Source organism: Bacillus sp. FSL R9-9834 (assembly GCF_038006905.1).
Classification (GTDB): domain Bacteria; phylum Bacillota; class Bacilli; order Bacillales; family Bacillaceae_G; genus Bacillus_A; species Bacillus_A pacificus.
Genome location: NZ_JBBOWD010000001.1, coordinates 3677939 through 3691256, shown reverse-complemented (window position 1 = coordinate 3691256; position 13318 = coordinate 3677939). Strand labels below are relative to the sequence as shown.

Genomic DNA, 13318 nt, shown 5'->3' with positions numbered 1-13318 from the left:
TATTTATTTTATTCTTCTATAAAGGTTCATTGTGAAAAGGTTGCAGCTATGCTAAAATTTTGAGGTACACTGTCTTTGTGGGGGAAATGAAAATGATATATTATGTAATGGCGTTATTTGTCATTGCCATCGATCAAATATCGAAATGGCTAATTGTAAAGAACATGGAATTGGGTACGAGTATTCCGATTATCGATAATGTATTATACATAACATCACATCGAAATAGAGGAGCTGCTTGGGGCATTTTAGAAAATAAAATGTGGTTTTTCTACATTATTACAGTCGTTTTTGTAGCATTTATCGTATTTTATATGAAAAAATATGCAAAAACAGACAAGCTTCTAGGAATTTCATTAGGTCTAATTTTAGGCGGAGCAATTGGTAATTTTATTGATCGTGTATTTAGACAAGAAGTAGTGGATTTCATTCACGTGTATATTTTCTCGTACAACTATCCAGTATTCAATATCGCTGATTCAGCATTATGTATTGGTGTTGTATTAATTATTATTCAAACATTATTAGAAGGCAAGAAAACGAAGGAGTAATTGAATGAGTGAAGTAGTACAAGTAACAGTTGCAGAAGAACAAAAAAATGAGCGAATTGATAAATTCGTTGCAGGAATAAATAATGAATGGTCACGTACACAAGTACAACAATGGATTAAAGATGACGTTGTTACAGTTAATGGAAAAGCTGTAAAAGGGAATTATAAAGTTAGAGAAAATGATGAAATTACAGTGACGATTCCTGAGCCAGAAGAGTTAGATATTCAGCCAGAAGATATGAACTTAGAAATTTATTATGAAGATGCAGATGTACTTGTTGTTAATAAGCCGCGTGGTATGGTTGTACATCCAGCACCAGGTCATACAAGTGGTACACTTGTGAACGGTCTTATGCACCATTGTACAGACTTATCAGGCATTAATGGCGTGATGCGTCCAGGTATCGTGCATCGTATTGATAAGGATACGTCAGGCCTATTAATGGTTGCTAAAAATGATATGGCACACGAATCACTTGTAAATCAACTTGTAGCAAAAACAGTAACGAGACGTTACAAAGCGATTGTACACGGTGTTATTCCGCACGATAAGGGAACGATTGATGCTCCGATTGCTCGTGATAAGAAAGAACGTCAAAGTATGACGGTTGATGAAAATGGTAAGCATGCTGTTACGCATTTCCAAGTGTTAGAGCGATTCAAAGATTTCACACTTGTAGAATGTCGCTTAGAAACAGGGCGTACACATCAAATTCGTGTTCATATGAAATATATTGGCTATCCACTTGCAGGAGATCCAAAGTATGGACCAAAGAAAACGTTAGATATGAACGGACAAGCACTTCATGCAGGTATTTTAGGATTTGATCATCCTCGCACTGGTGAATATATTCAGTTTGAGGCACCGATTCCAGAAGTGTTTGAAGACGCATTAAATATTTTACGAAAATAGTATTGACAAATCATAAGAAAACTGAGATACTGACAACAGTTAAATAATGATCCTTTAACACAGCCCCGTGAGGTTGAGAAGGTAACGGTTTGAAATGCATAGGGTATGCTATACCCTTTTTCAAAAGTCCTCTCGCACACGCTGAGAGGACTTTTTTTATACCATTACTCTCACGCAAGAAAAAAGCTTGGAGGTGTAGAGCATGCAAGAGAAAGCTGTCGTTTTAGATGACCAAATGATTCGCCGCGCTTTAACACGAATTAGTCATGAAATCGTGGAACGAAATAAAGGTGTCGATAATTGTGTTCTTGTCGGAATTAAAACTCGTGGAATTTTTATTGCACAACGTTTGGCAGAACGAATTGGTCAAATTGAAGGAAAAGAAATAGAAGTTGGAGAGCTAGACATTACGTTATATCGTGATGATTTAACGCTACAATCGAAAAATAAAGAACCACTTGTAAAAGGTTCTGATATCCCTGTAGATATTACGAAGAAAAAAGTTATCCTTGTAGATGATGTATTATATACAGGCAGAACAGTTCGAGCAGCAATGGATGCTCTGATGGATTTAGGTAGACCATCACAAATCCAATTGGCGGTTCTTGTTGATAGAGGTCATCGTGAACTACCAATTCGCGCTGATTATGTAGGAAAGAACATTCCAACATCAAGTGAAGAGCGTATCGAAGTTGATTTGCAAGAGACAGATCAACAAGATCGAGTAAGCATATACGATAAGTAAAGCCCTTTTAAATGTAGTCCTGTGAGGCTGCCAAAGGGTCTTGGCTTTCATATGTCAAATTTGGCATACGAAAGTGTAGGACTCTTTGTGCACAGGCACAAAGAGTTTTTTTATTGCAAAGATTTAAACTGAAGGAGGATGTAACAATGGAACAAAAGCCAGTGTTAGACGTTAATGAAGTACCGAAACCGGGAAAATGGTTATTTTTAAGTATACAACATTTGTTCGCGATGTTTGGATCAACAGTGCTTGTTCCGTTTTTAACAGGATTGAATCCGTCAGTAGCATTAATATCAAGTGGATTAGGAACGTTAGCGTTTCTTCTTATAACGAAAGGTCAAGTACCTGCCTATCTAGGATCATCATTCGCCTTTATCGCACCGATTATAACAGCGAAAACGGCAGGTGGACCGGGAGCAGCAATGCTTGGTGGGTTGCTAGCAGGGCTTGTGTATATCTTAATCTCAATCGGAATTAAGAAATCAGGATCAAAGTGGATTATGAAATTATTACCACCAATCGTAGTTGGTCCAGTAGTAATGGTAATCGGTCTAGCTTTAGCACATACAGCAGTTAACATGGCGATGAATGGTGCGGATGGCAAATATAGCTTTACACACTTTTCAGTAGCATTAGTAACATTAGCAATTACAATTATATGCTCAATATTCGGAAGAGGATTTTTCAGTATCATACCAGTGTTACTTGGCATTATCGGCGGATATATTTTCGCTTACTTCCAAGGGCTAGTAGACTTAAAGCCGGTAGCTGAGGCAAAATGGTTTGTTGTACCAGATTTCACAGTACCATTTGTAACATACACACCAGAGTTTTCATGGAAGATCGTATTCTTGATGGTACCAGTTGCACTAGTAACAATTTCAGAACATATCGGACACCAAATTGTACTAGGAAATGTTATTAAAAGAGATTTAATTGAAAAACCTGGTTTACACCGTTCAATCTTCGGTGATGGAGTAGCAACATTAATCGCATCACTAATCGGTGGACCACCGAATACAACGTATGGTGAAAACATCGGTGTGCTAGCAATTACAAGAGCGTACAGTGTATACTTATTCATCGGTTCAGCCGTATTCGCAATCATGTTCGGATTTGTCGGTAAGATTTCTGCACTGATTCATTCGATACCAACACCAGTTATGGGTGGTGTATCAATCTTACTATTCGGTGTAATCGCATCAAGCGGATTACGTATGATGGTAGACGATAAAACAGATTTAAGTGACAAACGAAACTTAATGATTGCATCAGTAATACTAGTAATCGGTATTGGTGGAGCGGTACTTCACGTAGGAGAATCATTCCAAGTAGAAGGAATGGCACTAGCAGCAATTGTAGGTGTACTGCTAAATTTACTACTACCGGAAACGAAACAAATAAAACAATCTAAGCAGATTGCTTCATAATAATAACCTTTTAATTCAGTCCTGTGAGACCGAAAAGGGTGGCTTCTTTCTTGCACCCTAGTCTCACAAGACTAGGGTATTTTTATGCAGAGGTTGTTATAAAAATACAAAAGTGGTAACATAAAAATCAGAAAGATGAGGGATGACGATGAGCCATTTGTTAACGATGAGTGAATTATCGGAAGTAGAAATTTCAGAAATCCTAAAAGACGCAGAAGATTTTGCGAATGGGAAAGAAAGCAAAACGACAGAGCAAACTTTTGTTGCGAACTTGTTCTTTGAGAATAGTACGAGAACAAGATTTAGCTTTGAAGTTGCTGAGAAGAGATTAGGACTTGATGTTTTAAACTTTTCAGCTGATGCATCTAGCGTACAAAAAGGAGAAACATTATACGATACGATAAGAACACTAGAATCAATCGGAACAAAAGCAGTGGTCATCCGCCACGAGCAAGATCGCTACTTCGATGAACTAAAAGATCAGGTGAATATTCCAATCTTAAACGCTGGAGATGGATGTGGGAACCACCCAACGCAGTGCTTACTCGACCTTCTTACCATTAAACAAGAGTTTGGAAGATTTGAAGGATTGAAGATTGCGATAGTAGGAGATGTTCGTCATAGCCGAGTAGCACGTTCGAATGCAGAAGCATTAACGAAACTGGGTGCAACAATTTACTTCGCAAGTCCAGAAGAGTGGAAAGATGAAGACAACACATTTGGAACATACAAACCATTAGATGAGCTTGTTCCAGAAGTGGATGTAATGATGTTACTTCGTGTACAACATGAGCGTCATGATCATTATGAAACAGACATTATGAAAGAGTATCATGAGAAACACGGATTAACAGTGGAAAGAGAACAGCGTATGAAAGAAGGAAGCATTATTATGCATCCAGCTCCTGTAAACCGAGATGTTGAAATTGCAAGTGAACTTGTTGAGTGTGAGCGTTCACGCATATTTAAACAAATGGAAAATGGAGTTTACGTAAGAATGGCTGTACTAAAACGCGCCTTACCAAATGTATTAGGAGGAATGAAACATGAATTACTTGTTTAAAAATGGTCGTTATATGAATGAAGAAGGAAAAATCGTAGCAACGGATCTTCTCGTACAAGACGGTAAAATCGCTAAGGTAGCAGAAAATATTACGGCAGATAATGCTGAAGTAATCGATGTGAACGGAAAGTTAATCGCACCTGGATTAGTAGATGTACACGTACACCTTCGTGAACCAGGTGGTGAACATAAAGAAACAATTGAAACAGGTACACTAGCAGCGGCAAAAGGTGGATTCACTACAATTTGTGCAATGCCAAATACACGCCCAGTACCAGATTGCAGAGAACATATGGAAGACTTACAAAATCGTATTAAAGAAAAAGCGCATGTTAACGTATTACCATATGGAGCAATTACAGTACGTCAAGCGGGTTCTGAAATGACAGATTTCGAAACGTTAAAAGAACTTGGAGCATTTGCTTTCACTGATGACGGTGTAGGCGTACAAGATGCTAGCATGATGTTAGCTGCTATGAAACGTGCAGCGAAATTAAATATGGCAGTAGTTGCGCACTGTGAAGAGAATACTCTTATTAATAAAGGTTGTGTACATGAAGGGAAGTTTTCTGAGAAACACGGATTAAACGGTATCCCATCAGTATGTGAATCTGTACATATTGCAAGGGATATACTGCTTGCTGAAGCGGCAGATTGTCACTATCACGTATGTCACGTAAGTACGAAAGGCTCTGTACGTGTAATCCGTGATGCAAAGCGTGCTGGAATTAAAGTAACAGCAGAAGTAACACCTCATCATCTAGTGTTATGTGAAGATGATATCCCATCAGCTGACCCTAACTTTAAAATGAACCCACCGCTTCGTGGAAAAGAAGATCACGCAGCATTAATTGAAGGTTTATTAGATGGAACAATCGATATGATCGCAACTGATCATGCACCGCATACAGCAGAAGAGAAAGCACAAGGAATTGAAAGAGCACCATTCGGAATTACTGGTTTTGAAACAGCATTCCCGCTTTTATACACAAACCTTGTGAAAAAAGGAATTATTACATTAGAACAATTAATTCAATTCTTAACAGAAAAGCCAGCTGATACATTCGGCTTAGAAGCAGGTCGCCTGAAAGAAGGTAGAGCAGCTGATATTACAATTATTGATTTAGAACAAGAAGAAGAGATTGACCCAACAACATTCTTATCAAAAGGAAAAAATACACCATTCGCAGGTTGGAAATGCCAAGGATGGCCGGTAATGACAATCGTTGGTGGTAAGATCGCATGGCAAAAGGAGAGTGCATTAGTATGAAAAGACAACTTATCTTAGAAGATGGAACAGTATTAATTGGAACAGGTTTCGGAGGAGAAATCGAAAAGTCAGGTGAGGTTGTATTTACAACAGGAATGACTGGATATCAAGAAACATTATCTGATCCATCATATTGCGGTCAAATTGTAACATTCACGTACCCATTAATCGGAAACTACGGCATCAACCGTGACGATTTTGAATCGATTCACCCATCTGTAAATGGTTTAATCGTAAACGAAATTTGTGATCACCCATCAAACTTCCGTAATGAAATTTCGTTAAATGACTACTTAAAAGAAAGAAACATTCCAGGATTAGCAGGGATTGATACGAGAAAATTAACGAGAAAAATTCGTCAATACGGTACATTACGCGGACGCCTTTGTAATATGGATGCAGATGTAGAATACATCGTGAGCCAATTAAAAGCGACAGTATTTACAGATCATGTGAAACGCGTATCAACGAAAGATCCATACCCAAGCCCAGGCCGCGGACATCGCGTTGTACTAGTAGACTTCGGTATGAAACATGGTATTTTAAGAGAATTAAATAAACGTGATTGCGATGTGATTGTAGTTCCTTACAATACAACAGCTGAAGAAATTTTACGCCTTAGCCCAGATGGGATTATGCTAAGTAACGGACCTGGGGATCCAAAAGATGTACCAGAAGCAATTGAAATGTTAAAAGACATTATCGGTAAAGTTCCTTTATTCGGAATTTGTCTAGGACATCAATTGTTCGCTCTAGCATCTGGTGCGAATACAAGTAAGTTAAAATTCGGCCACCGTGGGTTAAACCATCCAGTAAAAAATCTTGCAACTGGAAAAGTAGCAATTACATCTCAAAACCATGGTTACGCAGTAGAAGAAGAATCAGTTGAAAATACAGAACTTGAAATTACACATGTTGCTTTAAATGATGGAACAGTAGAAGGTCTTCGTCATAAGAAGTTCCCAGCATTTACAGTACAATACCATCCAGAAGCTTCAGCGGGACCAGAAGATGCAAATGATTTATTCGAAGATTTCTTAACAATGATTGAAAACTTCAAGAAAGAAGGGGAAGAGTTATGCCAAAACGCCTAGACATTAACACAATTTTAGTAATCGGATCAGGACCAATTGTAATTGGGCAAGCAGCGGAGTTTGACTACTCTGGTACACAAGCTTGTCAATCTCTTAAAGAGGAAGGTTACAAAGTAATCCTTGTTAACTCTAACCCAGCAACAATTATGACCGATACTGCAACAGCAGATAAAGTATACATTGAGCCTTTAACATTAGAATTCGTAAGCCGAATCATTCGTAAAGAACGTCCAGATGCAATCTTACCAACATTAGGTGGTCAAACAGGTTTAAACATGGCTGTTGAACTTGCAAAATCAGGCGTACTTGAAGAGTGCGGAGTTGAAATTTTAGGAACAAAATTGTCAGCAATCGAGCAAGCGGAAGATCGTGATTTGTTCCGTACATTAATGCAAGATTTAAATGAACCAACACCACCAAGTGAAATCATTCATAACCTTGATGAAGCATATAGCTTTGTAAACGAAATTGGTTATCCAGTAATCGTTCGTCCAGCATTCACATTAGGCGGAACGGGCGGCGGAATTTGCCATAACGAAGAAGAGTTAATTGAAATCGTAACAAGTGGTTTAAAACATAGCCCAGTAACACAATGTTTATTAGAGAAAAGTATTGCTGGTTGTAAAGAAATTGAATATGAAGTAATGCGTGATTCAAATGATAACGCGATTGTAGTATGTAACATGGAAAATATCGATCCAGTTGGTGTTCATACAGGTGATTCTATCGTTGTAGCACCGAGCCAAACGCTAAGCGACCGTGAATACCAAATGTTACGTAATACTTCATTACGAATTATTCGTGCACTAGGAATTGAAGGTGGATGTAACGTTCAGCTTGCACTAGATCCATATAGCTTCCAATACTATGTAATCGAAGTAAACCCACGTGTAAGTCGTTCATCTGCATTAGCATCTAAAGCAACTGGATATCCAATTGCGAAATTAGCAGCGAAAATTGCAGTCGGCTTAACATTAGATGAAATCGTAAACCCAGTAACACAAAAAACTTATGCTTGCTTCGAGCCAGCATTAGACTATGTTGTTTCAAAAATTCCACGCTGGCCATTTGATAAGTTTGAATCAGCGAACAGAACACTTGGAACGCAGATGAAAGCAACTGGTGAGGTTATGTCAATCGGACGTAACTTAGAAGAATCATTATTAAAAGCGGTTCGTTCTTTAGAGCTTGGCATTTATCACTTAGAATTAGACCACTTAAAAGAACTTGATAAAGAAACAATGAAAAAACGCATTATTAAAGCAGATGATGAGCGACTGTTTATCGTAGCAGAAGCAATTCGTCAAGGTGTAACGAAAGAAGAGATTAACGAATGGTGTGAAATGGACTTCTTCTTCTTACAAAAAGTTGAAAATATCGTAAATATGGAACGCGAAGTAAAAGCGAATGTAGGAAATATGGAAGTACTACAAACCGCAAAAGAAATGGGCTTCAGCGATCACTACATCGCAGCAGCTTGGAACAAAACGGAGCGCGAAATTTACGATATGCGTAAAGAAAATAATATGACGCCAGTATTCAAAATGGTAGATACTTGTGCGGCAGAGTTTGAATCTGCAACACCGTATTACTACAGCACATACGCTGAGGAGAACGAATCAATTGTAACAGATCGTAAGAGTGTAGTAGTTCTAGGATCTGGTCCGATCCGCATTGGTCAAGGTGTTGAGTTTGACTATGCAACAGTTCACTCAGTATGGGCAATTAAAGAAGCTGGATATGAAGCGATTATCATTAACAATAACCCAGAAACTGTTTCAACAGACTTCAGTATTTCTGACAAATTATACTTTGAACCATTAACGATTGAAGATGTAATGCACATCATCGATTTAGAAAAGCCAGAAGGTGTTATCGTTCAGTTTGGTGGACAAACGGCGATTAACTTAGCGGCGAAATTAGAAGAACATGGTGTGAAGATTTTAGGAACATCACTTGAAGACTTAGACCGTGCAGAAGATCGTGATAAATTCGAAGCTGCTTTAACAAAACTTGGTATCCCACAACCAGTTGGTAAAACAGCAACGACTGTAGAACAAGCGGTAGCAATCGCAGAAGAAATTGGTTACCCAGTATTAGTAAGACCATCTTACGTACTAGGTGGACGTGCGATGGAAATCGTATATCGTCAAGAAGAACTACTGCACTACATGAAAAATGCAGTTAAAGTTCACGCAGATCACCCAGTATTAATCGACCGTTACATGGTCGGTAAAGAAATTGAAGTAGATGCAATTTCAGACGGTGAGAATGTATTCATTCCAGGTATTATGGAACATATTGAACGCGCTGGAGTTCACTCTGGTGACTCAATTGGAGTATATCCACCACAAAGCTTATCTGAAAAATTAAAAGAACAAATTATTGAACATACAATTGCACTTGGAAAAGGATTAAACATTGTTGGATTACTAAATATCCAGTTTGTCGTATTCGAAAATCAAGTGTACGTAATTGAAGTAAATCCACGTGCGAGCCGTACAGTACCATTCTTAAGTAAAATTACAGGTGTACCAATGGCAAACGTTGCAACGAAAGTTATTCTAGGGCAAGACCTAGTAGAGCAAGGATACGGAACGGGCTATCACCCAGAAGAGAAAGAAGTATATGTAAAAGCTCCGGTATTCTCATTCGCGAAATTACGCTCAGTGGATACAACATTAGGACCTGAAATGAAATCAACAGGGGAAGTAATGGGTAAAGATTTAACGCTTGAAAAAGCATTATATAAAGGATTAGTTGCTTCTGGAATTAACATCCCAACGCACGGATCAGTAATCATTACTGTAGCGGATAAAGATAAAGAAGAGGCGATGGAAATTGCAAAACGTTTCCATGAAATCGGCTATAACTTATTAGCAACAGCTGGAACAGCACAATCATTAACAGAGCAAAATATCCCAGTACAAGTTGTAAACAAAATTGATTCTGAGGACTACAACTTACTAGATATTATCCGCCAAGGAAAAGCACAGTTTGTAATCAATACATTAACAAAAGGCAAACAACCAGCGCGTGATGGTTTCCGCATTCGCCGTGAATCAGTAGAAAATGGTGTAGCTTGCTTAACATCACTTGATACAACGAGAGCAATCTTACGAGTATTAGAATCTATGACATTCTCAGCTCATTCAATGAAAGAAATTACGCAAACAAAGCGTCACGAGGTGGTACATGCATGATGCAAAAGCAAAATATGATCGTCGTTAATCAAAAAGAAATCGCAAAGAACATTTACGAATTAGTGCTTCAAGGAACTTTAGTACAGCAAATGAACGAACCAGGGCAGTTTGTACACATTAAGGTAGCAGAGGGCATTGCGCCCCTTCTGCGCCGCCCAATTAGTATTTGTAATGTAGATCAAGAGAAGAACGAATTTACAATGCTATATCGTGCGGAAGGACAAGGGACAAAAACATTAGCAACTAGAAAACAAGGTGAAATGGTAGATGTATTAGGACCATTAGGACACGGTTTTCCTGTAGAAGAAGCAGAAGCTGGTCAAACAGCTTTACTAGTAGGCGGGGGGATTGGTGTACCACCACTTTATGAATTATCACAGCGCCTCGTTGCAAAAGGTGTACGTGTGATTCACATCTTAGGTTTTCAAACGAAAGATGTAGTTTTCTATGAAGAAAAATTTGCAGAACTTGGTGATACGTATGTTGCGACAGTAGACGGTACACACGGTACAAAAGGATTTGTCACAGATGTAATTGATCATTACGGAATTGACTTTGATATTCTTTATTCATGTGGTCCGTTAGCGATGCTTCGTGCATTAGAAGGACGTTACAAAGAGAAAAAAGCCTATATTTCATTAGAAGAACGTATGGGCTGTGGTATTGGAGCTTGTTTCGCATGTGTATGCCACTTACAAGAAGATCCAAGTGGACATTCTTACAAGAAGGTGTGTAGCGACGGACCAGTATTTCCAATCGGGGAGGTTGTACTATGAACAGATTGCAAGTTGAATTACCGGGATTATCATTAAAAAATCCAATTATACCAGCATCTGGATGCTTTGGGTTTGGTCGTGAATATGCACAGTTTTACGATTTAAGTGTACTAGGATCAATCATGATTAAAGCGACGACAGAACAACCACGCTATGGAAATCCTACGCCTCGTGTTGCTGAAACACCGGGCGGCATGTTAAATGCAATCGGACTTCAAAACCCAGGATTAGAAAAAGTAATGAATTCTGAATTACCATGGTTAGAACAATTTGACCTTCCAATCATTGCAAACGTTGCAGGTTCACAAGCTGAGGATTACGTAGCGGTTGCAAAGGAAATTTCTAAAGCGCCTAATGTCCATGCACTGGAATTAAATATTTCTTGTCCAAACGTAAAAACAGGTGGTATCGCCTTTGGTACAAATCCTGAAATTGCTGCTGATTTAACGAAGCGAGTAAAAGAGGTTTCTGAAGTACCTGTATACGTGAAGTTGTCACCGAACGTGGCAAACATTGTGGAAATTGCAAAAGCGATTGAAAATGCAGGTGCAGATGGTTTAACGATGATTAATACATTGCTTGGTATGCGTCTAGATTTAAAAACAGCTAAACCAATTTTAGCAAACCGTACAGGCGGATTATCAGGTCCTGCGATTAAGCCAGTAGCAATTCGTATGGTACATGAAGTAAGCCAAGCGGTTAACATTCCAATTATCGGAATGGGTGGCATTGAAACAGCGGAAGATGTAATCGAATTCTTCTACGCTGGCGCAAGCGCAGTTGCAGTAGGTACAGCGAACTTTATCGATCCGTTCGTATGTCCGACAATTATTGAAGAGTTACCAGCATTACTAGATGAATTAGGATTTGATCACATTTCGGAATGTCAAGGAAGGAGCTGGAAGCAAACATGTCACAGTCGTTAATCGTTGCACTAGATTTTCCAGGGAAACAAGATGTAGAACAATTCTTGCGCCACTTTGAAGGGGAAGAGTTATTTGTCAAAGTTGGTATGGAGTTATTTTACAAAGAAGGCCCTGCAATTATTACGTACTTAAAAGAAAAAGGACATAAGATTTTTCTAGATTTAAAACTTCATGATATTCCAAATACAGTAAAAAGCGCTATGCGTAGCCTAGCTAGTCTAGATGTTGATATGGTAAATGTTCATGCTGCTGGGGGAAGCAGTATGATGAAAGCTGCGATTGAGGGATTAGAGGAAGGTAAGCAAGAAGGAAAAGAGAGACCGATTTGTATTGCAGTTACACAACTAACAAGCACTTCGGAAGCTATGATGAAAAAAGAGATCGGCATTGAGAAAACGTTAGAAGAAGCGGTTGCTCATTATGCAAAACTAACGAAAGAAAGTGGACTTGATGGCGTTGTTTGCTCAACGCTTGAAGTTCCAAAACTACGTGAAGTATGCGGAAATGAATTTGTAACAGTAACACCGGGGATTCGTCTTGCGAGCGATGATATAAATGACCAGGTGCGCGTAGCAACACCGAAACGTGCGAGGGAACTTGGCTCAAGCTATATCGTAGTTGGACGTAGTATTACAAAAGCAGAAAATCCGCTTGAAGCGTATAAAACAGTAAAACAACAGTGGGAAGGTGTAACAGTATGAAAAAAGAAATCGCATCGCATTTATTAGAAATTGGAGCAGTATTTTTACAACCGAATGATCCATTCACATGGTCTTCAGGTATGAAATCACCAATTTATTGTGATAACCGTTTAACTTTATCTTATCCGAAAGTACGTCAAGCAATTGCAGCTGGATTAGAAGAGTTAATTAAAGAGCACTTCCCAACTGTAGAAGTTATTGCAGGAACAGCAACTGCTGGTATTGCGCACGCTGCATGGGTAAGTGATCGTATGGATTTACCAATGTGCTACGTACGTAGTAAAGCAAAAGGTCACGGTAAAGGGAACCAAATTGAAGGAAAAGCTGAAAAAGGTCAAAAAGTAGTAGTAGTAGAAGACTTAATTTCAACTGGCGGTAGTGCAATTACATGTGTAGAAGCACTTCGCGAAGCTGGCTGTGAAGTATTAGGAATCGTATCAATCTTCACATACGAGCTTGAAGCAGGAAAAGAAAAACTAGAAGCAGCTAACGTAGCATCATATTCTTTAAGCGACTACAGTGCATTAACTGAAGTTGCAGCAGAAAAAGGTATGATCGGACAAGCTGAAACGAAAAAATTACAAGAGTGGCGTAAAGATCCAGCTAACGAAGCTTGGATCACAGCGTAACACGAAAAAAGACGACT

12 protein-coding genes are annotated in these 13318 nt (G+C 38.8%); all 12 read left to right on the top strand.

The window, feature by feature from the left end; translation table 11 throughout:
* Positions 1 to 92: 92 nt before the first annotated feature.
* The 12 genes from lspA to pyrE all read left to right on the top strand — a co-directional run bounded on the left by lspA (position 93) and on the right by pyrE (position 13301).
* Positions 93 to 551, top strand: coding sequence for a lipoprotein signal peptidase LspA (lspA, locus tag MKY00_RS19000; RefSeq protein ID WP_341035172.1), 459 nt, complete (start codon positions 93 to 95; stop codon positions 549 to 551).
* Positions 552 to 555: 4 nt separating this feature from the next.
* Complete coding sequence (locus MKY00_RS18995; RefSeq protein ID WP_000005838.1) at positions 556 to 1464, top strand: RluA family pseudouridine synthase; 909 nt, start codon at positions 556 to 558, stop codon at positions 1462 to 1464.
* Positions 1465 to 1666: 202 nt separating this feature from the next.
* The gene (gene pyrR / locus MKY00_RS18990; protein WP_001156487.1) at positions 1667 to 2209 is read left to right on the top strand and encodes a bifunctional pyrimidine operon transcriptional regulator/uracil phosphoribosyltransferase; all 543 of its coding nucleotides are present in this window, start codon (positions 1667 to 1669) and stop codon (positions 2207 to 2209) included.
* A gap of 146 nt (positions 2210 to 2355) precedes the next feature.
* Positions 2356 to 3639, top strand: coding sequence for a uracil permease (gene uraA / locus MKY00_RS18985; protein ID WP_016718317.1), 1284 nt, complete (start codon positions 2356 to 2358; stop codon positions 3637 to 3639).
* Between the two features lie 148 nt (positions 3640 to 3787).
* Positions 3788 to 4702 carry an aspartate carbamoyltransferase gene (gene pyrB / locus MKY00_RS18980; protein WP_000018853.1) on the top strand — a complete coding sequence of 305 codons (915 nt, stop codon included), beginning with the start codon at positions 3788 to 3790 and terminating at the stop codon, positions 4700 to 4702.
* The gene (gene pyrC, locus MKY00_RS18975; RefSeq protein WP_001108372.1) at positions 4686 to 5972 is read left to right on the top strand and encodes a dihydroorotase; all 1287 of its coding nucleotides are present in this window, start codon (positions 4686 to 4688) and stop codon (positions 5970 to 5972) included. Before pyrB ends, pyrC begins: the two co-directional genes overlap by 17 nt.
* Positions 5969 to 7066 carry a carbamoyl phosphate synthase small subunit gene (locus MKY00_RS18970; protein ID WP_000828682.1) on the top strand — a complete coding sequence of 366 codons (1098 nt, stop codon included), beginning with the start codon at positions 5969 to 5971 and terminating at the stop codon, positions 7064 to 7066. The genes pyrC and MKY00_RS18970 overlap by 4 nt, the downstream gene beginning before the upstream one ends.
* Positions 7051 to 10269: a carbamoyl-phosphate synthase large subunit gene (carB, locus tag MKY00_RS18965; RefSeq protein WP_001126114.1), complete on the top strand. Its 3219-nt coding sequence runs from the start codon at positions 7051 to 7053 to the stop codon at positions 10267 to 10269. Before MKY00_RS18970 ends, carB begins: the two co-directional genes overlap by 16 nt.
* Positions 10266 to 11045 (top strand): dihydroorotate oxidase B electron transfer subunit, encoded by a 780-nt coding sequence (pyrK, locus tag MKY00_RS18960; protein WP_000983358.1) that lies wholly within the window; start codon positions 10266 to 10268, stop codon positions 11043 to 11045. The genes carB and pyrK overlap by 4 nt, the downstream gene beginning before the upstream one ends.
* A complete protein-coding gene (pyrD, locus tag MKY00_RS18955; protein WP_001081057.1) occupies positions 11042 to 11971 on the top strand; it encodes a dihydroorotate oxidase B catalytic subunit in 930 nt (309 codons plus the stop codon). Before pyrK ends, pyrD begins: the two co-directional genes overlap by 4 nt.
* Positions 11956 to 12672, top strand: coding sequence for an orotidine-5'-phosphate decarboxylase (pyrF, locus tag MKY00_RS18950; RefSeq protein ID WP_016718316.1), 717 nt, complete (start codon positions 11956 to 11958; stop codon positions 12670 to 12672). Before pyrD ends, pyrF begins: the two co-directional genes overlap by 16 nt.
* Positions 12669 to 13301: an orotate phosphoribosyltransferase gene (gene pyrE, locus MKY00_RS18945; protein WP_000711446.1), complete on the top strand. Its 633-nt coding sequence runs from the start codon at positions 12669 to 12671 to the stop codon at positions 13299 to 13301. The genes pyrF and pyrE overlap by 4 nt, the downstream gene beginning before the upstream one ends.
* The last annotated feature ends 17 nt before the right edge of the window (positions 13302 to 13318 follow it).

Coding starts and splice junctions, on each gene's coding strand:
- MKY00_RS18995 (WP_000005838.1), top strand. CDS start 556: ATGAGTGAAGTAGTACAAGTAACAGTTGCAGAAGAACAAAAAAATGAG.
- pyrB (WP_000018853.1), top strand. CDS start 3,788: ATGAGCCATTTGTTAACGATGAGTGAATTATCGGAAGTAGAAATTTCA.
- pyrF (WP_016718316.1), top strand. CDS start 11,956: ATGTCACAGTCGTTAATCGTTGCACTAGATTTTCCAGGGAAACAAGAT.
- pyrC (WP_001108372.1), top strand. CDS start 4,686: ATGAATTACTTGTTTAAAAATGGTCGTTATATGAATGAAGAAGGAAAA.
- pyrK (WP_000983358.1), top strand. CDS start 10,266: ATGATGCAAAAGCAAAATATGATCGTCGTTAATCAAAAAGAAATCGCA.
- lspA (WP_341035172.1), top strand. CDS start 93: ATGATATATTATGTAATGGCGTTATTTGTCATTGCCATCGATCAAATA.
- pyrD (WP_001081057.1), top strand. CDS start 11,042: ATGAACAGATTGCAAGTTGAATTACCGGGATTATCATTAAAAAATCCA.
- uraA (WP_016718317.1), top strand. CDS start 2,356: ATGGAACAAAAGCCAGTGTTAGACGTTAATGAAGTACCGAAACCGGGA.
- pyrR (WP_001156487.1), top strand. CDS start 1,667: ATGCAAGAGAAAGCTGTCGTTTTAGATGACCAAATGATTCGCCGCGCT.
- pyrE (WP_000711446.1), top strand. CDS start 12,669: ATGAAAAAAGAAATCGCATCGCATTTATTAGAAATTGGAGCAGTATTT.
- carB (WP_001126114.1), top strand. CDS start 7,051: ATGCCAAAACGCCTAGACATTAACACAATTTTAGTAATCGGATCAGGA.
- MKY00_RS18970 (WP_000828682.1), top strand. CDS start 5,969: ATGAAAAGACAACTTATCTTAGAAGATGGAACAGTATTAATTGGAACA.